The organism is Duganella zoogloeoides, from assembly GCF_034479515.1.
In the GTDB taxonomy this organism is placed as follows: domain Bacteria; phylum Pseudomonadota; class Gammaproteobacteria; order Burkholderiales; family Burkholderiaceae_D; genus Rugamonas; species Rugamonas zoogloeoides.
Window position 1 is genome coordinate 2,107,232 of the sequence record NZ_CP140152.1, and the last position, 22,231, is coordinate 2,129,462.

Sequence of the window (22,231 nt, forward strand, 5' to 3'; positions counted from 1 at the left end):
TGCCTACTTGGCGGCCTGGGTTTGCGCGGCCAGGTGTTCGCCGATGAACCAGCTGTGCAGCTCGTTGCTGCGCACCACCTGGCTGACGATCAGGTCGTTGGTGCCGTCGTCGCCGTTGTCGGCAGCGGCGCGTGCCAGCGGACGGGCTTCGATCAGGATGGTTTCATGCGCATCGAGCAGGCCGGACAGCTGGGCTGCCGCCGTCTCGCGACCACGCGGGGCGCTGCGCGAAATGGTCGATTCTTCCATGACGTCCTGCGCCAGCGCGAAGGTGACGCCGCCCAGGGTTTGCACGCGCTCGGCGATGGCATCCATGATGGTGACCTGCTCGTTGTAGTGCTGGTCGAACAGCAGGTGCAATTGATGGAAGGTGGCGCCCGACACCTGCCAGTGGGCTTTCTTGTAGGCGTCGCGGATGGCCATGGTGTGGGCCAGCAGGCGGTTCAGCGCCTGCACGCTGTGGGTGCGCACTTCGGCCGACAGGCCGATACGCACGTCGGCCAACGAACCGAAATCTTGCAGCACTTGTTTGGTATTTGCTTTGCTCATGATGTATTTCCTTTGAAAGTGCCTTCTTGCCCACCGATTCATTATGGACCGTGATCGCCATGGCGTTTAGCTCCGAAAGAGTGAGGCAGAAGATTGAACAGGGGAGGGATTTGACTCACCCTATCGGGTGATCAGGATTGCAGGAATTCCAGCAAGCCCGCGTTGAGCTTGTCCTTGTGGGTGGTTGGCAAGCCGTGCGGCGCGCCTTCGTAAATGACCAGTTTGGCGTTCCTGATGATCTTGGCCGAGGCCTTGCCGGCGGCGTCGATCGGCACGATCTGGTCGTCGCTGCCGTGCACGACCAGCACCGGTACGTCGATCTTTTTCAGGTCTTCGGTAAAGTCCACTTCCGAGAACTGCTTGATACAGTCATAGGCGTTCTTGATGCCGCACTGCATGCCTTGGGCCCAGAACGTGTCGCGCACGCCTTCGGACACCTTGGCGCCGGGGCGGTTGTAGCCATAGAACGGCAAGGTCAGGTCCTTGAAGAACTGCGAGCGGTCGGCCAGCACGCCGGCGCGGATGCCGTCGAACACTTCCATCGGCAAGCCGCCCGGGTTGGTTGCGGACTTGACCATTTGCGGCGGCACCGCGCCCACCAGCACGGCCTTCTTGACGCGGGCGCTGCCATGGCGGCCGATATAGCGCGCCACTTCGCCGCCACCGGTGGAGTGACCCACCAGCGTGGCTTCCTTGACGTCGAGTGCGTTCAGCAGCGTGGCCAGGTCGTCGGCATAGGTGTCCATGTCGTTGCCGCCCCAGGGCTGGCTCGACAGGCCGTGGCCGCGGCGGTCATGGGCGATCACGCGGTAGCCGTGGCTGGCCAGGAAGATCATCTGGTCTTCCCAGGCATCGCCTTGCAGCGGCCAGCCATGGCTGAACACCACGGCCGGGCCGGTGCCCCAGTCCTTGAAGTGGATGCGGGTGCCATCTTCGGTGATGACGCTGTCGACTGAGAGATTGCTGTTTGCCATGTTGTTGCTCCTTGGTGTGTGAGGGGTGACTACCTACCCAGTGTAGTCAGCGCACCGTTGAAAAGCTCCTGCCAAAAGTGCAGGGCCATGGCTAACGTTTGGGCGGGGCTTCCCTGGTCACGGTGATGGCGACCGGGTCGCTCGATGGAAACGACTCGGCCAGGGCCTCGTCGAGCGCGTCCTGCTCGTGCTGCGACGGCGCGACTGGCGTGACTGGTACGACTGGCGCGGTGTTCGGTGCCTGCGGTGGCACCGGGGCTTTGCTGGGCTGTTTCATGGCGGACCTTTCCTAGATTAATTGACGGTGCCGGGCGTGCCGTCGTAGTTGAGCGGCAGCCAGTCATAGGTTTTGCCGTCCTGGCGGATGCGGCCCAGGCCCGGGAAGGCGATATGCGCGGCGCCGACCATGGTGTGGTCCTTGGCTAGCGACTGCAACAGCCGCGCGCGGGTGGCTGCAGCGTCGGCTTCGCTGCTGTCGTACTTGACGGTGGCCTCCGGGTGTTCGAGCTGGATCGCGGTCACGTGCACGATGTCGCCCCAGATCAGCAGCGTCTGGCCGGCGCTCTGCACGCGGTACATGGCGTGGCCCGGGGTGTGGCCCGGCGCCGGCAGCGCTTCGATGCCAGCGTCGAGCTGGCCGAACTGTTGGTACGGTTGATAGTGGTTGGCGGCCTGGTATGGCGCCACGGCGGCCCTGGCCGCATCAAAAAAGGTCGAGAGGAAGTCGGGCGCCTTGACTTGATTGGCGGCGGACAGCCAGTAGTCGGCCTCCAGCTGCGACAGGCGCAGCACGGCGTTCGGGAACACGGCCCTGCCCTGCGCCATGATGCCGCCCGCGTGGTCCTTGTGCAGGTGGGTGAGCAGCACCTCGTCGACCTGCTCCGGCCGGTAGCCGGCAGCGCGCAGGTTGGTCAAGAGCTTGTTGCAGCAGTCGCCATACAGCACGCCAGCGCCGGCATCGACCAGGATCAGCTTCTTGCCGGTGTTGATCAGGAAGGCGTTGATCGAACCTTGCACCGGCTGCGCCAGTTCGGCCTTGGCCAGGTCCTGCTTGATCAGCGCGGCTTCGATATGGGTCATCACCGTATCGATGGGGAATGGATGGCTGCCGTCGGACAGGGCGGTGATTTCGAACTCACCCAGCATGGTGCGGTAGTAGCCGGGCGCCTGGGTCTTGACCAGCGGCGCGGCGGCCTGGCTGGCCACGGCGATGAGCAGGGCGCACGCTGCGAGCAGGGGCAGCAGCAGGGTTTTATTGATTTTCATGGCGGTCCTTTACGTATCATCTTGGATAGATGAATGGTAAAGGTCCGCCGCAATTAAGCCACCTCCATTAAGGCGGGGCTAAGGCTCCTGCCTAGACTTCGGTTTCCGCTTCGTCGATGGCTTCGCGCACCTCGTCGGCAAAACCAAACTGCACGTCGTGGCCGCCGACGCCGTCCTGGTAGAAGAAGTGCACCGGGCCGTCTTCGTCGGCGACGATCCAGGCATCGACCTCGGCGCGCTGGTGGCGGTCGCCGATGCGCACGATGTCGATCTTGTGGCGCTCACCGGGAGCGAGCAGGTGCTTGACGACGTCCTTGGTGCGGGCGGTGGCCAGGGGAACGTAGTGGGCGGTGTGGCGGTCGATCATGGTGACTCCTTGTGATATAGGCGCAATATGCTCCCGCGAGTGTACCGCGCACGGGAGCATGGCACCTCTGCCATTGGGGGAGTTCGGTGCGCCAGCTTACTATCCGGTTACGGTTTGATGCCGTAGCCGGCGTACTCGGCGTCAATGCCGGGGCGTTTTGCCCGCGCCGCTTTCAGGTCCGCTGCCGCACCGGCTTGCTGGCCCAGGTGTTGCCTGGCGATGCCGCGTACGAACAGGGTGCCGGCCATGGTCGGCGCCAGCGCCAGGGCGCGGTCGAAACGCTCGACCGCCTGATCGAATTTGCCCAGGCGCAGCAGGATCACGCCTTCGGTGTCGAGGAAGGCCGGTGCGTCCGGCGCGTCGGTATTGGCCTTTTGCGCCAGCGTCAGCGCGGTGGGCAGGGCTGCATTGTTGGTGGCCAGGATCCATGCGAGATTGTTGAGCCGCATTGCCGTGTCGGCCCGGGTACGGGCCTTTTCCACATCGTCAGCGGCCTGGTCCGGCTTGCCCGCCATGGTGTAGGCCACGCTGCGCAACGCCAGCAGCTGGATCACGGTATCGGTATCGTCCAGGCGCTCCATCGCTCGCTTGTAGGTGGCGATGGCGTCGTCCGGACGGCCCGCTTCGCGCTCCCACCATGCCCGTGCACTGAGTACTCCTATCGGATTGTCGGTGAGCGCAAGGGCCGAGTCGAAGTCGCGCTCCCTGCCGGCCCGGTCGCTGGCCGGGCGCAGCAGGGCGCGGTCAAGGTACATCGTGGCGTCGGGTGCGCTGGCCACGCCCCGCGTCAGCACCTCCATGGCCTTCTCCATGTTGCCGTTTTTTTTGTGGATAAAGGCGATCAGGTGATACACGCGCGGCTTGTCGCTGAAATGCGTGAGCATCGATTCCAGTTGTTCCAGCGCTTCCGGCGACCGCTGTACATTGAGCAGGACTTCGACCTGCAAGATCCGCGTGAAATAGAGGTCCTCGTCGCCGGGCAGCAGCCGGTCGATATCGCGCAGTGCTTCCTGGAAGTTGCCGCGGTTGGCCGAGATCGCGGCCCGCAGGCGCAGCAGCCGTACGGAATCGGGATTGAGCGCGGCCGCTTTTTCCAGCATGCTGTCGATCGGCTTCTCTACGCCGGCCAGCTGCCACAGGTAGGCGCGCATGGCGTAGGCGTCGGCAAAGTCGGGCTTCAGGGCGTTGGCCTGGTCAAGGCTTGTCATCGCCGCTTCCATCTGACCGTCGAAGTACTGGTTTTCAGCCTGATTTATCAGGGCCTCTGCGTCGAGAGCCATGACTGGCGGCACGTTGTGATGGTCGGCCCCCGTGTTCGACAGGGTTCGGACTGCAAAAAATATAACGACCAGCAAGACCCATACCCAATACCAGCGAAACGTGTCCTCAGCCCGTGCATCTCTCATCGTTGCGCGCCGCTTCAAGCCCAGCAGTGCCAGTGCGCGCTGCCAGCCGGGCATGTTTTCCTCCATCTTGCGCCAGCTGTTAATGGTGTCGACGTCCACCACCATGGATAACCAGTTCGGGAATCGTGCCGTCATGGTCTCGAGTGCGTGCACCTGTAGCGCCAACACGCGCCAGCTCGGCATGGCGGGATCGCGCAGTTGTTGCAGCAGCCGGCGCTGGGCGTCGGCTTCGTCGTCGTGCTGCGAATCGAACAATGCGCGTTCGTCGATGGCCAGGTCGATCAGCATGCCGGCGTAGCCCAGATTTTGCACCCGGCGGCGGTCGGCCGCCCAGCCGAAAGTATCCACGGCTGCCACCAGCAGCGCCTCGTGGCCCGGCCGCCAGCCTTCTGCCAGCAGCATTGCCACGCGCCGCTCGAACTGCTCGCGCGCGTCGATGCCGAACAGGCGCAGGTCGTCCAGGCAGGTTTGCAGGGCTTGCGCCCAAGGCGTTTCGCTTTCGATGGGGCCCTTTGCGGCGGCGGCCAACGCGGGCAGGCGTGCAACGAATTCTTCGAAGACTTCGTCGCCAAGCGCTTGCGGGTCTTCGCCGGCCGGCAGCACCTCGGCTGGCAATGCGGTGGCTTCGATAACCTCGGTGCCGGCGACATCAGGGGCGGGTGGCGCGTCGGCCTGCACTTGCGCGCGCTTCTCTTCGCCATCGCCATCATCATCACCGGCGAAATACTCGGGATTGCGCACCCAGAACAGCGCCGCCTCGTACGCTTCGCGCAGGCTCTGGAAGCCGGCCGCATCGTGCTCCTGGTCGATCAGCTTGAGTTCGCGCGCATAGGCGCGGCGAATGGTGCGCTCGTCGGCATCCCCGGCCAGCGACAGCCGTTGCAAAAACATCAGTTCCATCACAGCCTTATTGCGGTTCGTTGAGTGGCATGCTTAGTGGCGTAACGAAGCTGTCATGCTCGATTTCGTTGAGCATGGCCTCGAACTGCTTGCGGGCCGGTTCGACCACGCGCTTGTCCTGGCTGTCCAGCGCCTGTTCGAACAGCACGATCTGGGCGCCGAACCATTCGCGGCCCTGGCCGCGCATCAGCTGGTACAGACGTTCGGCGCGCGCCAGCAGGGTGCGGTGCTCGATGCGATCGCGCGGGTGGATTTTAAGTTCCGACAGCGAGACGAAACGTTTGGCGATGTCTTCCTCCGACAGCAGACCCGGATTGCCCTCGATGACCAGCGTGTGCACCGCGCTGGTGGCGGTCACGGTCGCCTCCACTTGCAGCAGGCCGTTGACGTCGTAGGTAAAGCGAATATCGACGCCGCTGTCGGCGATGGCGCCGCCGGCCAGTTTCACTTTCAGGCTGCCGAGCAGGATGTTATCGCGCGTCATGCGCGCCTCGCCCTGGAACACGCGCAGCTCCAGCCATTTCTGCTTGTCGCTCACCGGGTGGTACTGCTTGACGCGGCTGACCGGCACCGGCGTATTGCGCTCGATGATGGGATCGAAGTGGCCGCCGGCGAAATTGCGCTCACCGAGCTGCATCGACACCTCGATGCCCAGCGAATAGGGCGAGACATCGGTCATCACCACTTCGTCCAGCGCGGCGTCGCGCATTTTCAGGCCGGCCTGCACGGCCGCACCGAGCGCCACCACTTCGTCCGGATTGATGTCGCAGGCAGGGAAGCGGCCGAACATGCGCGCCACCAGCTTGCGCACCACGGGCATGCGGGTAGCGCCGCCGGCCAGCACGATGTTGTCGAGTTCGGAGATTTTCAGGTTGGCGTCGCGCAGCGCCCGTTCGATCGGATCGCGCAGGCGGCGCAGCAGCACCGTGCAGATGCGTTCCAGCGCCGCTTCGTCCAGCGCCAGTGTGTATTGGGTGTCGTCGTGGTAGATCTCGATGCTGGCGGCAGCTGTATCGCTGAGCGCGCGTTTGGCCCGCTCGCACGAGGCCAGCAGGCGCTGCATGAAATACGGGTCGTTCTTGAGCGTGGCCGGTAGCTTGTGGTGGGCCAGAAAATGATCGACCATGGCCAGCACGAAGTCTTCGCCGCCCAGCATATTGTCGCCGGCCGAGGCGCGCACTTCCATCACGCCCTCGAACAGGTCGAGCACCGACACGTCGAACGTGCCGCCACCGAGGTCGAAGACCAGGAAGCGGGTTTCGGCGTCGCGCTGGTGGATGCCGTAAGCGAGCGCCGCAGCGGTCGGCTCGTTCAGCAGCCGGTCCACCTTCAGGCCGGCCAGCTGGCCGGCCGCGCGCGTGGCCTTGCGCTGGCTGTCGGAAAAGTAGGCGGGCACGGTGATGATCGCCTCCGTCACCGGGTGGCCCAGTACGGCCTCGGCGTCTTCCTTCAGCGAACGCAGGATCAGCGCCGACAATTCCTCGGGCCGGAAATCGCGCTGGCCCAGGCGCAGCGTGCGGTCGCTGCCCATGTAGCGTTTAAATACGGCAGCCGTGCGGTCAGGATGGGTTTGCAGCCGTTCGCGGGCAGCCCGGCCGACGAGGATGGTGCCGTCCTCGTCGACACTGACACACGACGGTGTCAAGGTTTCTCCCAGGCTGTTCGGGATCAGGCGCGCGGCGCCGTTTTCCCATACTGCGATCAAGCTGTTGGTGGTGCCTAAATCTATCCCGACGATCATTTTGGTGCTCAGCAAAAATAGTTATGCTAGCACAACTTGCAAACTTTGTAACGGTGTTGGTGGGTTGAAAATATCAGGAAAAATGGACCAGGCCCCGGCGCGCCGCCACCATGGCTGCCTCGGTGCGGGTGCAAACGTTCAGCTTGGACATGATGCTCTTGACGTGGAACTTGACGGTGCCGACGCCGATGCCGGCGGCGCGGGCGATGACCTTGTTGCTCATGCCGGTGGCCAGGTGGCCAAGGATGTCGCGCTCGCGCGGGGTCAGCTGGTTGCCGTGGATGCGGCTGGCAAGCTTGATCGCCATTTCCGGCATCATGTATTTTTTACCGGACAGCACGGTATGGATGCAGGCCATCAAGTCGTCGAGCGGCGCGCTCTTGGCCATGTAGGCGCTGGCGCCGGCGCGCATGCCGCGGTCGGCTTCGTCTTCGCCTTCGTGGCCGCTGAGGATGATGATCTTGGCGCCGGGATGACGGGCGCTGATGCGGCCGATCGCTTCGATGCCGTCGCAGTCGGGCATGTTCAGGTCCATCAGCAGCAGGTCCGGTTGCAGCCGGTCGCACATTTCCATCGCCTGCATGCCGCTGGCGGCCTGGCCCAGCAAGGTGAACGCATCCTGCTTTTCGATCAGCGACGCCATGCCGGCGCGGATCAGCGGGTGTACGTCGGCGATAACGATGGATGCGGAAGTCAGGGTATTCATGGTCGTGCTCCTCGTGTGGTTGGATGAGCACATTTTGCGCAAAGCTGGCGGTTATGGATAGTTATACAAAGGTATGGTGAATCGGTTAAAAAGGTTAAATTCACCATGGCCATCACCCGAAAGAGTGAGCGATGGCCGCTCCCTATGACGCGCTACGCGCTTATTGCACTGCGCGGGCCACCGGTACGTTTTCCACGTGCACGTTGGCGTAATTGAAGCCGCCGGTGCCGTTCCACTCGCCGTTGATGGCCAGGTGGGCTTCGAATGGCAGGACGACCGTCGACGGGCCGTCAGGATGGATCACGCCGGTCAGACCGACAACTTGCGTGACGTCGCCGAAACCGGTGGCGTAGATCGATCCCTTGACCTGGCCCGAATAGCTGCCGTTCTGGACGGCCTGGGTGACGTGCACGCTGCCCGTTACGCTGTGGGTGGACGGCACCACCACCAGGGCGAAGTTGACGATGGGCGCGCCCGGCATGCCGACGTTGCCGATCGTGCCTTTGACCAGATAAGCGCCTGCCAATGGATTTTGTTCGGTGGACATGATGACCTCTTGAGATTGGTTTAGTTGGAGTTCCCAGGTTTGGTACTACACCGGCGTTATTGCAAAGGACGTGCCAGCCTGGGAGCCAGTAAAACCGTGCCGATCGAATGTCAAACGCAAGGTTTTGCCATGTCAACTGAAGTTTTTTACATGTAAGATGCGCTCGCCCAGCCAGGCATGGCAACTGACCAGGACGATCCCGGCAACCACCAATGCGCTCCCGGCCGAAAACGTGGGACTGACGCGCTCATCGAGCAGCCACGCGCCCAGCGCCACGCCGAACATCGGCGTCAGGAACGAGAACGTGCCCAGGCGCGAGGCAAGATAGCGGCGCAGCAGCGCAAACCACAGCAGCAGGCTTGCCACCGAGACGATCAGCGTCTGGAACGCCAGGTTGGCCAGTACCAGCGGGGTGGGGCGGAGGTGCCACTGGCCCAGCACGCCAGCGGCAATCGTCAGCATCACGAACGCCACCAGCAACTGAAACACCGTGGTCTGGGTGGCCGGCGCCTGGGCCAGCCGCGAGCAGCGCACCAGCACCGTGGTGGCGCCCCAGGCCGCACCGGCCAGCAGGCACAGGGCGTCGCCCACCAGGGACACGTCCGAAGCAGGCCCGGGCGCGGCAGGGCCACGCAGGAATGTGACCACGATGCCGGCAAATGCCAGTGCAATGCCCAGCCACTGCAACCGCGCCAGGCGCTCGGAGCGCAGGCGGAAATGCAGCCCCACGGCGGCAAACAACGGGCCCGTGTACAGCAGCACCGCGCCGTGGGCGGCGCTGGTCAAACGCAGGCCGGCGCCCAGTAGCAGGTATTCGAGCGCGAACAGCAAACCGGCGCCCAGGCCTGCGCGCCAGGGCAGCGCTGCGGATGCGATCGTCTCGCGCCGTACGCGCATCAGCGCCAGTACCAGCACGGCGGCCAGGCCGGAGCGCAGCGCCACTTGCAGGATCGGGCTGGCGTCACCGGCGGTGGCTTTCAGGCCGATCTGCTGCATGCTCCATACCAGGCACAGCCCGGTCATGGCCATCGTTGCCCGTCCATCCATCGCCTTGTGTGGGTCCATTATCGTTGCTCCTGTTGTGGTCCGGGCATTTTGAACTGGGCGGTTTTTATTGATATAGTGAGAAACCGACAGCACATCGCTGGTTTCGGTCAACTTCACCCATTCCCCCATGACCAGGAAGCCGCAACAGGTGCTTGTCGCCCCCTTTGCCACGGCGCTGCCGGCGGCGATTTTCTTTCGCAGCGCACCGATGCCGGTCGATGGCATTTATCCCGCCCATCACCATCCGTGGGGCGAGTTCGTGTATGCCGTCAATGGCGTGGTGAAGGTGCGGTTCAAGGGCGGGCACTACCTGGTGCCGCCGCAATTCGGCATCTGGCTGCCGCCCGGCGTCGAACACCTGGGACAGAACCGCAAGGAGGCGTGGCACAGTTCGGTGTACGTGGGTGCTGCGCACTGCGCGAGCTTGCCGGACCGGGTGACCGCGCTGGGCGTTACACCGTTGATACGCGAGATGCTTGAACATCTGCGCCAGCATCCGCCGGCCATGCCGCCCATGCCGGACCAGGCGCGCCTGCTGCACGTGCTGGTCGATTTGCTGGCCGGCACCGAGCGCATGGGCAGCTATCTGCCCACGTCCACCGATCCGGCGCTGCTCAAGGTGCTGACCCTGCTGGAACGGCATGCTGGCGATGCGCGTTCCGCGGCGGCGCTTGCGCGGCACGCGGGCGTGAGCGAACGTACCCTGATGCGACGCTGCCAGCGCGACCTGGGTATGACCCTGGCTGCCTGGCGGCAGCGGCTGCGCGTGGTCCAGGCCATGCCCTTGCTGGCCGAAGGCCAGACCGTCGAGCGCATCGCGCTGGGGCTCGGATACGCCAGCGCCTCGGCCTTTATCACCATGTTCCGGCGCCTGACGGGGCAAACCCCGGACGAATACCGCAAGCGCACTGCCGGTGCCCCTGCGCGTTGAGCCGCTTGCGGACCCGCTTCAGGTCGCCAAGTGCCGCAGTTCTTCGAACCGTTCCAGGAACAACGCATACGCGCGCTCCGGTCCCACCGGCACGATGACCGCTTCGGCCGGCGGCGGCAGGTGGCCCCATTCCATCCAGGCCGGCGGCAGCAGGTCGCGCAGCTCGGTGGCCATGCACACCAGGTCGGCGTGCTTGATTGCCGGGACGTCGTCCTGGAAGCCGAAGCGGCGCCGCAGCGCCTGCTTGACGGGGTGCATGCGTTCTTTTACATAGTCCCTACCGAGCATCACCTTGACCGGCGACGGCCAGTCGCCGAGAAATTCCTCGCAGTCGTGCAGCAGTGCGGCGTACGCGTGTTCGGGCGCTACCAGGCGCGAGCACATGATCGAATGTTCGGCCACCGAGTACCAGGGCCGGGCGGCGCCGCCCCAGCGCGGCTGCGAGGCCAGGCACAGCGCGATATCGGTGATCGGCAGTCCGGAGGCATCCGGTGCCAGCAGGTTGAGGACGAAGCCGGAGGGCAGCAGGATGGACGTGCGGCCATCGGGTTTGTGGGAAGCGTGTTGGGTCATCGCCAGATCGTACACCAGCAGCGAAAATTTTATTTCGGCAACTTAATCGGCAATTTGTCCGAGTTTTGTCCTACACTATTGATCATGTTCAATCCTTAACCTACGCTTTTATGGCAACCAGACCTTCATACATTTATCAGGGCGGTTCGGCGATGATGCACTCGCCGCTGCAATTGAAAAACGCCGAGATGTACGGCTTTTTCATCAAGGGCGACAGCGCCCGCCTGCAGGCCACGCTCGACGACACGCTCAACCGCGTGGCCGGTGCACGGATGCGCTTCAAGGCGATTTCCCCGTACGTGCTCACCACGTTCACGCGTGTTAATCACGCCAATTCGGCGGTGGCGGTGGACCAGGCCAAGGGCTGGATCACCGAGATCGACATCGTCACCTGGATCATGGTGGGCGCCATGGACGAAGAGGGCGAACTGGCCCACATCTATTACTATCCGGCGCACATTTTTGTCGATGACGGCATGGCGCTGATCAACGGCCGCGAGCTGTTCGGCTACCCGAAATACCTGTGCGAATACGAGATCCCCACCGCCGGCACCGAGCCGCTGCGCTGTTCAGTGGCCGCCAAGGGTTTTCAACCGTTTTCGCCGGAGACCCGCATCGCGCTGCATCCGCTGCTGGAAGTGAATGCGACCCACAAGACCGGCGTCGAAAAGCCCGTGCACAGCGTGCTCGACCTGATCGAGGAAGCCATCACGCTGTTTCTGTCGATCCCCGATTTCTTCAACCTCGACGTGGCGGGGTGGGATGACATCATCTCGCTGCTGCGCAATCCGCGCATCGACCAGATTTTTCTCAAGCAGTTCCCCGACAGCGCCGGCATCAAGGCCGTGTACCAGGCCATCCTGGCGGCGCCTGCCACCATCGAGAAAATCCACGGCGGCAAGCTGCTCGGCTACGAGTACCAGGCCGTGCTGCATGCCTTCGACAGCTTCCCGCTCGACCAGACCCTGGGCTTCAAGCTGGGCTCGCAAGAAGCCATCCTGCCGTTCAACCTCAACTTCGATTTCACCGCCCAGCCGGGCGAGGAGCTGATCGACAACTCCACCATCGCGCCGCAGAAGATTGCCGTGCTTGGCGGCGGCGTGTCGGCCATGACCGCGGCGTATTACCTGAGCGACCAGCCGGGCTGGCAGAACAACTACGACATCACCGTGTACCAACAGGGCTGGCGGCTGGGCGGCAAGGGCGCCAGCGGGCGTAACCCGCAGTACGGCCAGCGCATCGAGGAACACGGCCTGCACATCTGGTTCGGCTTCTACACCAACGCCTTCAAGATGATCAAGCAAGCGTATGGCAGCTTGCACCGTCCGCCCGGCGCGCCGCTGGCCACCTGGCAGGATGCGTTCAAGCAGCACGACTACGTGGCGCTGTCGGAAGACGTGCGTGGCCACTGGCGCAACTGGTCGATCGTGTTCCCGACCCTGCCGGGCGTGCCGGGCGAGGGCGACCAGGAAATCACCTTATGGCAGCTGGCGGTGGCCATGGTCGGCTGGATCGAAAAATGGATCAAGAGCCTCGACCGCCTGACCGAGGCGCTGGACCTGGAAGACCATCCACACCACACCGGCATCGTGCCCGACTGGCTGTACCACCTGGCCGAGGGCGTGGCCAATACCGTGGGCGAGCTGGCCGACGACTTCAAATTGCTGGGCAGCGCCTTGTCGGGCATGGTGGCCAACCTGTCGCCCGATACCCGCCGCCATAGCGCGCTGGAGCACCACGCGCTGGCCGGTGTGATGGCCGGCGTGCGCTCGCGCCTGCACAGCCGCTACGGCAAGCTGCTGGCGCGCGCGGACAGCGCCAACGCCAGTGACGCCGGCGCCGACATCATGGACGATGTGCGGCGCCTGTTCATCTGCATCGACCTCGGCACTACTGTCATGAAGGGCGTGTTCGACGACGGCGTGCTCAAGCACGGCTTCGATGTCATCAACGACATCGATTTCCGCGCCTGGCTGCGCAAGCACGGCGGCAACGAGGAGCTGTCGGTGAATTCGGCGCCGGTGCGCGGCTTCTACGACCTGGTATTCGCCTACGAGGGCGGCGACTTCGGCAAGCCGAATATCGAGGCTGGCACGCTGCTGCGGGCCATGGCGCGCATTGGCCTCTGCTACAAGGGTGGCATCATGTTCAAGATGCAGGCCGGCATGGGCGACGTGGTGTTTACGCCGCTGTACGAGGCGCTGGTGGCGCGCGGCGTCAAGTTCAAGTTCTTCCACAAGGTCGAAGAACTGGTGCCGGACGGGTCACAGATCGGCAGCATCCGCATGACCGAACAGGTAGCCATGGCCGCCGGCCGGGAGTACTACCCGCTGGTGGACGTCAAGGGCCTGGCGTGCTGGCCAAGCCAGCCTTTGTACGAGCAGCTCGATCCCGACCAGGCCGAGCTGCTGCAAGTCAAGGAAATCAACCTCGAATCGCACTGGACCGACTGGCCGCAGCAGTACCAGGAGCGCTTCGGCAAGCCGCTGCCCACGCACACGCTCAAGCGCGGCATCGATTTCGACCAGGTGGTGTTCGGCATTTCGATCGGCTCGCTGCCGGTGCTGTGCCCGCAGTTGCTGGCGCAAAGCCCGGCGCTGCTGGCTACGTCCGAGCAGGTGAAAACGGTGGCGACGCAAGCGTACCAGGTGTGGCTGGACAAGGATCTGACCCAGATGGGCTGGAGCTATCAGCCCAAGGGCCAGCAACCGGTGCTCAGCGGCTTTACCGAGCCGTACGACACCTGGGCGCCGATGGACCAATTGCTGGTGCGCGAAGACTGGCCGGCCGGACTCGAGCCGCGCAACGTCTCGTACTTCTGCAGCGCGCTGACCGTGAGCGACTACCCGCCGGCCACCGACACCGGTTTCCCGGCGCGCATGGCGCTGCAAGCGAAGGAGGGCGCGATCAACCAGCTCAGTCACGAGATCGCCGCACTGTGGTCCGCTGCCGGCCCTGCTGGCGCGTTCCCGTGGCAATGGCTGGTCGATGGCTCGGACGCCACCGGCGTGCAGCGCTTCGACGCCCAGTATTGGCGCGCCAATGTCGATCCGTCGGAGCGTTACGTGATGTCGGTGGTGGGGAGCACGAAATATCGGCTGCGCACCGATCAGTCGGGATTCAGCAACCTGTTTTTGACGGGGGACTGGATCAAGACCGGCCTTAATGCCGGTTGCGTGGAGGCGGCGGTGATGGCGGGGATGCAGACGTCGCGTGCGATCAGTGGATATCCCATTGATATCGACGGCGAAACCGACTTCATGTGATGGAGCGTCAAACGAAGCCTCCAGCGCTTCGTTGCAGCAATTCGTTGCTGGGCCTCGCTCAGAAGGTTCGTTTGGCGCTCCGAAACTTGTGCTCAGTGCATAAAAAGGGCGCTGGATGCGCCCGTGTTCTGCAGTGGTGTGCTTAGCGGCTCTTGCCGGTATTGCTGTCGCCCCTCGCGCCGGCGGCGTTGTAGCGGTGGGTGGTTTGGGCAGCTGCGGAAGCGGCTTGCTTGCTGTCGTAGTAGCTGCGGCCCAGGTTACCCTGGCGCACGCTCTGCTCGGAACGGGCGGGCTGGCGGCCGTGTTGTGCGTTGGTGGTGGGGTTGTCGTTGCCGGGATGGCCCACGGCGTGATTACCGCTGTCGGACATGCCCTGTTCCATCGGATCGTAATCGTCGTGCGGCATGTTGGCGCCGGGTTTGAAACCGCGTTTGTTCGCTTGGTTCATGATGATTCTCCTGGAAAGGTGCTCAATGAGTGCTGAACTGGCAACGTAAATTTAACATTGTTATTGCCCGAACTCACATTCTATGCCTTCCCCCTTGCCTCGCGCGTAGGCGCACATGCCGTCCAAATGTAGGAAGCGTCTTGATGAGCTGGCTCGAAATCTGGGTACGCAAGCGTACAGAGACAGAGAGCGCCACGTGCCACGCTGGCGTATCAAGGAGACTATCATGACCAAACCCATTCCCGACGTCCGCACCGGCCAGGCGCCCGCCAAGCTGGGCCGCAACGAGTTTCACCTGCAATTCATGCGTTCCTACGCAGATCCGCGCTTTGACGATGTCCATGACGCGCTGGCCCAGGTCGAGGAAGTCGCCTGGCGCAACTATGACGACAGCCGCAAGGCGCCGGTCACGCAAAAGGCCGGCCCCGGCTTCGCAGATCCTGACTACGATATGTCGGTGGAGTGGAAGGCAACGCGCGACCGCCTGATCGAGGCGGAGCGCGTGCAAAAGGATGGCGCCACGCGGTCACGCGTATTGCTGATCAATGCCTCGGCCCGCAACGACGGTACCTGTCCCGGCGAAATCTCCAAGACCCACCGCATGGTGGAATGGGCGCAGCAGACGCTGGCCCAGTCCGATATCGACAGCGATGTGCTCGACCTGAGCCTGCTCACCTCCAGCTACGACTTGCACATCCATCCGTGCAAGGGCTGCGTTTCGACCGCGATGCCGCTGTGCCACTGGCCGTGCACGTGCTACCCGAACCACGCCGAGCGCCAGACCAGCGACTGGATGGCGGAAATCTACGAAAAATGGGTGGCCGCGCACGGCGTGATCATTCTCACGCCCACCTACTGGTACCAGGCGCCGGCCGTGCTCAAGTCGATGATCGACCGGCTGGTCTGCGCCGATGGCGGCAACCCCGATCCCACCACCACGCATGGCAAGAAAGCGGCGGAGGCGAAGGCGATCGAACTGGCGGGGTGGGATTATCCCAAGCACCTGGCGGGCCGGGCGTTCGGGCTGGTGGTCCATGGCGACGTGGCCGGCATCGAAACCCTGCGCCGCAACCTGTCGGACTGGCTGACCTGGATGGGGCTGATCGATGCGGGCAAGCAGTCCACGCTGGACCGCTACATCGGCTACTACGAATCGTATGCCGAGAGCCACGAGGTGCTGGACCGCGACCAGGCGTTCCAACAGGAGGTGCGCAACGTGGCGGCCTCGGTGGCGCAGGCGGTCAAATTGTTGCGTGCCGGGCAGTTGCAGCAGCCGGACGCCGAAGTGCCGCCGGCGCGGCCCAAGTAGCTCCGGATACTGCTTCAGGCCACCGCGTCAAGCCTCAGCATCAGGCCACCGCGTCAGGCCGCCGCGTCAAGCCGCCGCTTCAGGCAAGTACGTCAGGCCAGCGCGGCCATCGCCTCGCCCAGGCGCACCGGGCCGGCCGGTTGCCAGGCGGGGTTGAAGCACAGCGTGTCTTTCGGGAACAGCATCACCACGGTGGAGCCGAGCAGGAAGCGGCCCAGCTCAGCGCCCTTTTTGAGCACGATGTCCTGGTCGTCGTAGGTCCATTCGGTGACCTTGGGCAGGCGCGGCGGGTTGACCAGGCCGTGCCACACGGTGGCCATGCTGCCGACAATGGTGGCGCCCACCAGCGTCATCACGAACGGGCCGTGGGCCGTATCGAACACGCACACCACGCGCTCGTTGCGGGCGAACAGGCCGGGGATGCCGCGCGCGGTAGTGGGATTGACCGAGAACAGCTCGCCTGGCACATAGATCATGCGCGTAAGCTTGCCGTCCACCGGCATGTGGATGCGGTGGTAGTCGCGCGGGCTCAGGTACAGGTTGGCGAAGCTGCCATGTTGAAACTTGGCCGCCAGCGCAGCGTCGCCGCCGACCAGCGCGGTGGTCGAAAACTTGTGGCCCTTGGCCTGGAAAATCTGGTCGTCCTCGATGGCGCCGAACTGGCTGATGCGGCCATCGACCGGGCAGATGAACGCGGCATCGGCCAGCGGCCGGGCGTCCGGGCGCAAGGCGCGCGTAAAGAATTCGTTGAAGCTCGGGTAGCTGGCGATGTCCGGATTGAGTGCCTCGCCCATGTTGACGTCGTAACGGCCCACGAACCAGCGGATCAGGCGCGTGGTCATGGCGCCGCCCTTGGCGCCGGCAACACGGCCGGCGAAGTTGGTCAGCGCTCCCTTGGGAAGCAGGTATTGGGGCAAAACGGCAAGGCGGTCGGACACGATGGCATTCCAATAACGAAGAGACGATCGCGCATTATAAACGGATCGCCTCTGTTGTAGCGAAGTCACGCGCAGGTGAGATTTTTACCAAACTCCGTTATGAAATTTCGCCAAACCGGCGCGTGGACGCAACAGTAGTGCCCTAATTCATCAATGTTTAACATGGGCAATGCATAATGACGCATCCCATCGTCTATCTCCTGGTCATCCCATGTCCAAGTCCGTCCTGCGTCCTACCCGGATCGCTGCTGCCGTTTGCGCCATTTTCCTTGTCAACCATGCCGCCTGCGCCGAGGACGCGCCAGCGCCTGCGCCGGCGTTGGGCAAGGCCAACTCCACCAGCGCGCAAGCACCGGTCATGCAGACCGTGATGGTCAAGGGCAGCGCCGCCACCTACGATGCGCGGCGCGACGATACCGCCAGCAAGGTGATAGTGAACAGCGAGGAAATTCAGAAATACGGCGACACCTCGGTCAACGACGTGCTCAAGCGCCTGCCCGGGATTACCGTCGGCGGCGCGGCCGGGCGGGGCGGCGGCGAGATCCGCATGCGCGGCCTCGGTTCCGGCTACACGCAAATCCTGATCAATGGCGAAAAAGCGCCGGCCGGCTTTTCCACCGACAACCTGGCGCCGGACGTTATCGAACGCATCGAAGTGCTGCGCGCGGCCAGCGCCGAGTTTTCCACCCAGTCGATTGCCGGCACCATCAATATCGTGCTGAAAAAGACCGTCAAGCTCGACCAGCATGTGGTGAAAATCAGCGGCGCCAAGGGCAACACGTTCAGCTCGCCCAGCGCCAGCATCCAGTGGTCGGACCGCGACGGCCCGCTGTCGTACTCGATGGGCGCCAACGCCTGGCGCTACCAGTACGACCGCACCACGCCCAGCTACGAGACCGGCACCGACGCGGCTGGCGTGCCCGATGTCGCGCGCGCATCCACCTGGTCCGACCGTGGCCGGTCCGACGGCTTTAACCTGTCGCCGCGCCTGAACTGGGCGCTCGGTGACGGCGATACGCTGACCTGGCAAACTTTTATCAACTACAACACCTTCACCAGCAACAGCCAGAGTTTGACCAGCGTGGAGCTGGCCGCCGACCCCGGCCCCGACTACGACCGCATCGACGGCAGCTTTGGCAGCCACAACGGCTTTGCCCGTACCGACCTCAACTGGGTTAAACAGTTGGGCGATGGCGCCAAGCTCGATGCCAAGTTCGGCATCAGTGGCAACCGCAATGCGTCCGACGGTTACAACCTGGGCAGCAAGGGCGGTGCAGCGCCCACGCTGGACCGCAAGGTGGTGTCAAAAACTACCGAGCAGGGTTTCAGCAGCCAGGGCAAGTATTCGCGCCCGCTGGTGCTGGGGGCCACCCAGGACGGCGTGGAAGCCCCCGAGCACGCGCTCTCGCTCGGCTGGGACGTGGGCGTGACCGACCGCGACGACACGCGCCGCCAGCGCGAAGCGCCACTGCCCGGCAGCCATCCCGCCAATTTCGACGAGGATTTCTCCGCCCGCATCACCCGCGTGGCAGTGTATGGCCAGGACGAGTGGAACGTCAGCCCAAGCTGGTCGATGTACGCAGGCGTGCGCTGGGAAGGCTACCAGACCGAGATCGACGGCGCCGGCTTTGCATCCGTCAACGAGCGCTCCAGCGTGCTCAGCCCGCTGTTCCAGACCCTGTACAAGTTGCCCAACAAGAAAGATCAACTGCGCCTGGCGCTGACCCGCACCTACAAGGCGCCGGCCACCTCCAACATGGTGCCGCGTAATTTCATTTCTGCCAACAATAGCCGGCTCGACCCCGACCGCCGCGGCAACCCGCGCCTGAAACCCGAGGTGGCGCTGGGCCTCGATGCGTCGTTCGAACATTACTGGGGCGACGGCGCCATGCTCAGCGCCAGCGCCTCGCTGCGCCAGATCGACGATTACACGCACAATGTGCTGATGCAGGATGGCGAACGCTGGCTGGCGATGCAGGTCAACGACGGCCGCGCGGAAACCCGGGGCATCGAACTGGAGGCCAAGTTCCCGCTGCGCGCCGTGTTCAACGACGTGCCAGCGATCGACGTGCGTGCCAGCGTCAGCCGCAACTGGTCGCGCGTGGACAGCGTGCCGGGACCGGACAACCGGCTCGACCAGCAAGTGCCGCTGAGCGCCACCGTGGGCCTCGACTATAAAAGCGCTGGTGGCGATCTCAGTACCGGCACCAGTTTCAGTTTCCGTAACGGCGGAACGGCGCGCCTGACCGATATCCAGAGCGGATACAACTCGGTGCGCCGCGATCTCGATGTTTATGCATTGTGGAAAATCGATACCCGCAATAATGTGCGGGTAGCGGTCTCGAATTTACTGGCACAGGATTACTCCACCGAATCCCTGTATGCCGATGCCCAGGGAACCTCGACCCGTTCCACCACCAATGCCGGAGAAACCCAGTTCCGCCTGACGGTCGAGCGCCGGTTTTAACGTCTTGGACCGGGCAGTGCAATGCTGCCCGGTATATCCGGGCGTCGGATAATCGATCCGGCCCTTTGGTCCCTGCCTGCCGATTCAAATTCCTTTATCGATTCGCCGTTGCCATGATACTGGTCGAACCCGCGTTCGATAGGCAACGAGATTTGTGGAAAAACTCCGGTTTTATAGCTATATTGGTATTTGTAACGTGCGCCTCTGGAGAAAAGCGCCAAAGTTATGGTAAATTGCGCCTATAAAATTCTCACACATTCTCACTTGTGGTTTTTTAGTGAACAACCCGCCGATAAGAAGGATTTAAGATGACGACCTACCAAGAGTACAAAGCAAAAATCGCCGAGCTGGAAAACCTGGCTGAAAATGCCCGTAAAAACGAAGTCACCAAGGCCAAAGAGCAAATCGCCACCATCATGCGCGATTACGGCCTGACCATTGCCGACCTGGGCACTGTTGCCAAAGTTAAACCGGTCAAAACCCGCGCACCGGTGCCAACCAAATACCGCGACGAAGCCACCGGCCAAACCTGGACCGGCCGTGGCCGCGCGCCTAAATGGCTCGAAGGTAAAGACAAGAACCAATTCCTCATTAAATAATCTGAATCTCCAAGAACCTACTGCGCGTCTCGCTATCGCCTCTCCGTTGCTCAGCTTACATCCGTACGCCTCCGCTACTCGAGACGATAGCAAGCCGCTCGCTACGGTTTTTTGGAGATTCATTATTAGATATTAGTTTTTGCAAGTTTGTTTGCAACCTCCGGTTGCAATAACAGGCACGCGCTCTTGCCACGCATGGTAATTGACGCGTGCCTTGTATTCCCTCCCGGCATTTACAGCCGTTGCTTTTCTGATGAAAGGCGAATGCGCTGAAACCGGTCGCGGCTGTTTCGTGCGATGATGGCGGCATGGCTTCGATTCCTCTTTTCCCCCTCAACACCACTCTGTTCCCCGACGGGCATTTGCCGCTGCAAGTGTTTGAAGTTCGTTATCTGGACATGGTCAAGCGCTGTATCGAACAAGACGAACAATTCGGCGTGGTTTCCCTGCTTGAAGGCAGCGAAACGCGCGTGCCAGATCAGCAAGATACTTTATCGAGCGGCGGCACCATGGCCAGGATTACCGAATGGGTTTCTCCGATGCCTGGGCTGTTGCAGATATCGTGCATCGGTACCACGCGTTTCCAGGTGCGTTCCGCGCACCAGTTGAAACACGGTTTATGGATGGCCGACGTTGATAACGTAGCCGAAGATATGGTGGTGCCGGTTCCCGCCGAACAGCAGGACGTGGCAAATGCACTTGGCTCGCTGATACGCTCGTTGCAAAAAAAACAGATTTCGATTTCCAAAATGCCGCTGTCGCCGCCTTATCGATTAGATGAGGCCGGTTGGGTGGCGAATCGCTGGTGCGAATTACTGCGTCTGCCGCAGGAAGAAAAACAGCGATTGCTGTTGCAGGAAAATCCAGTATTGCGCCTGGAGTTAATCCAGGACGTACTCAGCGAAAACGGTTTATTGGACCAGTAAGTCGAGAAACATTTAATCGCCGGGATGCACGGTGCCGGCGCTGTCCAGCGCATGCAACCGCACCGACCACATCACGCCCGTCACCAATAACAGCATGGCCGCCACTTCCAGCACGCGCGGCCACTGCTGGTGATAGATAAAACCATAGCCAAGCGCGAACAGCGTTTCAAACAATATCAGCTGGCCCGACAGCGTCAGCGGCACGGTGCGGCTGGCGATATTCCATAAATGGTTGCCGATCACGGAGGCGCCCAGCGCCAGCGATGCATTGACGATCCAGAATACGGTCCAGTCGCGCCCGCTCGCCACGGCGCCGGCGCCGGTCACGTCGCCATGGAACGCGGCCAGCGCCGCGGCAGCGATCACCAGCGCGATCAGCCCGCTCGAGACGCCGTACAGCGCCGACCATTCACCGCTGCTGAAATGGGGATTGCGCTTGAGGTAGCGGGCATTGTCCACCGAATACCAGGTCCAGCACAGCAGGGCGCCGACGGCGCACGCCACGCCCGCCAGCTTGACTGCCAGCGTGGCGCCGGCGCCGGCACTGGTGACCGCATCGTGCGAGAAAACATCGATGTTGATGCAGGCAATCCCGGCCGCGACCAGCAGCAGCGGCCACGCCAGCTGGCGCAGCGGCACGGCGCCGTGGTCCTTGCGGCCCATCAGGGTGACGGTAATCGGCAGCACGCCGATGATCAGCGACGTGGCCGACACGCCCGCCATCTGCACAGCGAGCGCCAGCAGCATGTAATAAACGATGTTGCCGGCCAGCGCATGCTTGACCATGGCGGACACATCGGTGCGGTCGAGCCGGCGCAGCAGCGGCGGCAGGCGCCGGTGCAGCAGGCCGGCAGCGATCAGGCCGTAGGCGATATAGCGGCCGCAGGCCATCTCCAGCGGCGTGAACGCAGTCAGGTAGGCGGGCACGATGAACACCATGCCCCACATCGCGCCGGCCAGCAGGCCGCAGAAAACGCCATGCCACATGTCAGTAGCCCCAGCACAGCCAGCCAAGCGCGGCGAGGTTGCAGGCTACCGAGATCCAGAACCGGACCTGGAACGAAGTCTTGGCGGTTTTATGGCGCAGCCGGCGCTGGGCCAGCCAGCCACCGGGCCAGCCGCACAGGAACCCGAGCAGCAGCAGAACGCGTTCGGGAATACGGCGCTCGCCGCGCCGGGCGGCAGCCTTGTCGATGGCATACACGATGTAGCAGACCGTGCTGGCCACCGCATACACCGAGGCCAGCCACATGGCCAGCAACGGCCACATG

Annotated in this window: 21 protein-coding genes; 6 read left to right on the forward strand and 15 right to left on the reverse strand. The window is 63.2% G+C overall.

All coding sequences use genetic code 11. The annotated features are described in order from the left end of the window. Window positions 1-3 precede the first annotated feature (3 nt). The 10 genes from SR858_RS09345 to SR858_RS09390 all read right to left on the reverse strand — a co-directional run bounded on the left by SR858_RS09345 (window position 4) and on the right by SR858_RS09390 (window position 9,521). On the reverse strand, window positions 4-549 hold the full coding sequence (locus SR858_RS09345; protein ID WP_019922492.1) for a Dps family protein: 546 nt from the start codon (window positions 547-549) through the stop codon (window positions 4-6). Window positions 550-680: 131 nt separating this feature from the next. Beyond that, window positions 681-1,523, reverse strand: coding sequence for an alpha/beta fold hydrolase (locus SR858_RS09350; protein ID WP_019922493.1), 843 nt, complete (start codon window positions 1,521-1,523; stop codon window positions 681-683). 91 nt (window positions 1,524-1,614) lie between these two features. After that, complete coding sequence (locus SR858_RS09355) at window positions 1,615-1,800, reverse strand: hypothetical protein (protein ID WP_019922494.1); 186 nt, start codon at window positions 1,798-1,800, stop codon at window positions 1,615-1,617. 17 nt (window positions 1,801-1,817) lie between these two features. Next, window positions 1,818-2,789, reverse strand: coding sequence for an MBL fold metallo-hydrolase (locus tag SR858_RS09360; protein WP_019922495.1), 972 nt, complete (start codon window positions 2,787-2,789; stop codon window positions 1,818-1,820). A 91-nt stretch (window positions 2,790-2,880) separates the two neighbouring features. Next, window positions 2,881-3,156 (reverse strand): hypothetical protein, encoded by a 276-nt coding sequence (locus SR858_RS09365; protein ID WP_019922496.1) that lies wholly within the window; start codon window positions 3,154-3,156, stop codon window positions 2,881-2,883. A gap of 107 nt (window positions 3,157-3,263) precedes the next feature. Further along, window positions 3,264-5,462: a tetratricopeptide repeat protein gene (locus SR858_RS09370; protein ID WP_019922497.1), complete on the reverse strand. Its 2,199-nt coding sequence runs from the start codon at window positions 5,460-5,462 to the stop codon at window positions 3,264-3,266. Window positions 5,463-5,469: 7 nt separating this feature from the next. Then, window positions 5,470-7,203 (reverse strand): molecular chaperone HscC, encoded by a 1,734-nt coding sequence (locus SR858_RS09375; RefSeq protein ID WP_040377905.1) that lies wholly within the window; start codon window positions 7,201-7,203, stop codon window positions 5,470-5,472. A 73-nt stretch (window positions 7,204-7,276) separates the two neighbouring features. Beyond that, window positions 7,277-7,909, reverse strand: coding sequence for a response regulator (locus SR858_RS09380; RefSeq protein ID WP_019922499.1), 633 nt, complete (start codon window positions 7,907-7,909; stop codon window positions 7,277-7,279). 160 nt (window positions 7,910-8,069) lie between these two features. After that, complete coding sequence (locus SR858_RS09385; RefSeq protein ID WP_019922500.1) at window positions 8,070-8,456, reverse strand: DUF1842 domain-containing protein; 387 nt, start codon at window positions 8,454-8,456, stop codon at window positions 8,070-8,072. Between the two features lie 132 nt (window positions 8,457-8,588). Further along, on the reverse strand, window positions 8,589-9,521 hold the full coding sequence (locus SR858_RS09390) for a DMT family transporter (RefSeq protein ID WP_026637404.1): 933 nt from the start codon (window positions 9,519-9,521) through the stop codon (window positions 8,589-8,591). A 109-nt stretch (window positions 9,522-9,630) separates the two neighbouring features. Here SR858_RS09390 and SR858_RS09395 point away from each other — a divergent pair, with 109 nt between their 5' ends. Then, complete coding sequence (locus SR858_RS09395) at window positions 9,631-10,434, forward strand: AraC family transcriptional regulator (RefSeq protein ID WP_019922502.1); 804 nt, start codon at window positions 9,631-9,633, stop codon at window positions 10,432-10,434. 18 nt (window positions 10,435-10,452) lie between these two features. Here the strand turns inward: SR858_RS09395 and SR858_RS09400 are convergent, their stop codons facing one another. After that, window positions 10,453-11,007, reverse strand: coding sequence for a hypothetical protein (locus SR858_RS09400; RefSeq protein WP_019922503.1), 555 nt, complete (start codon window positions 11,005-11,007; stop codon window positions 10,453-10,455). Window positions 11,008-11,159: 152 nt separating this feature from the next. Here SR858_RS09400 and SR858_RS09405 point away from each other — a divergent pair, with 152 nt between their 5' ends. Beyond that, window positions 11,160-14,273: an NAD(P)-binding protein gene (locus SR858_RS09405; protein WP_019922504.1), complete on the forward strand. Its 3,114-nt coding sequence runs from the start codon at window positions 11,160-11,162 to the stop codon at window positions 14,271-14,273. Window positions 14,274-14,415: 142 nt separating this feature from the next. Here SR858_RS09405 and SR858_RS09410 read toward each other — a convergent pair whose 3' ends face one another. After that, window positions 14,416-14,721 (reverse strand): hypothetical protein, encoded by a 306-nt coding sequence (locus SR858_RS09410; protein ID WP_019922505.1) that lies wholly within the window; start codon window positions 14,719-14,721, stop codon window positions 14,416-14,418. A 226-nt stretch (window positions 14,722-14,947) separates the two neighbouring features. On the opposite strand from SR858_RS09410, the gene SR858_RS09415 reads away from it, so the two are divergent. Then, window positions 14,948-16,030: a flavodoxin family protein gene (locus SR858_RS09415; protein ID WP_019922506.1), complete on the forward strand. Its 1,083-nt coding sequence runs from the start codon at window positions 14,948-14,950 to the stop codon at window positions 16,028-16,030. Window positions 16,031-16,122: 92 nt separating this feature from the next. On the opposite strand, the gene asd is transcribed toward SR858_RS09415, so the two are convergent. Beyond that, window positions 16,123-16,968: an archaetidylserine decarboxylase gene (gene asd / locus SR858_RS09420; RefSeq protein ID WP_019922507.1), complete on the reverse strand. Its 846-nt coding sequence runs from the start codon at window positions 16,966-16,968 to the stop codon at window positions 16,123-16,125. 211 nt (window positions 16,969-17,179) lie between these two features. Here asd and SR858_RS09425 point away from each other — a divergent pair, with 211 nt between their 5' ends. From SR858_RS09425 to SR858_RS09435, 3 genes are all read left to right on the forward strand, one after another. Next, a complete protein-coding gene (locus SR858_RS09425; protein ID WP_026637406.1) occupies window positions 17,180-19,435 on the forward strand; it encodes a TonB-dependent receptor plug domain-containing protein in 2,256 nt (751 codons plus the stop codon). 308 nt (window positions 19,436-19,743) lie between these two features. Then, window positions 19,744-20,034 (forward strand): H-NS histone family protein, encoded by a 291-nt coding sequence (locus SR858_RS09430; protein WP_019922509.1) that lies wholly within the window; start codon window positions 19,744-19,746, stop codon window positions 20,032-20,034. 308 nt (window positions 20,035-20,342) lie between these two features. Next, on the forward strand, window positions 20,343-20,960 hold the full coding sequence (locus tag SR858_RS09435; RefSeq protein WP_026637407.1) for an LON peptidase substrate-binding domain-containing protein: 618 nt from the start codon (window positions 20,343-20,345) through the stop codon (window positions 20,958-20,960). Window positions 20,961-20,972: 12 nt separating this feature from the next. Here SR858_RS09435 and SR858_RS09440 read toward each other — a convergent pair whose 3' ends face one another. Continuing rightward, entirely contained in the window at window positions 20,973-21,947 is a 975-nt protein-coding gene (locus SR858_RS09440; RefSeq protein ID WP_019922511.1) for a DMT family transporter, read from the reverse strand. Window position 21,948: 1 nt separating this feature from the next. After that, a complete protein-coding gene (locus SR858_RS09445; RefSeq protein WP_019922512.1) occupies window positions 21,949-22,230 on the reverse strand; it encodes a DUF1294 domain-containing protein in 282 nt (93 codons plus the stop codon). Between the last annotated feature and the right edge of the window lies 1 nt (window position 22,231).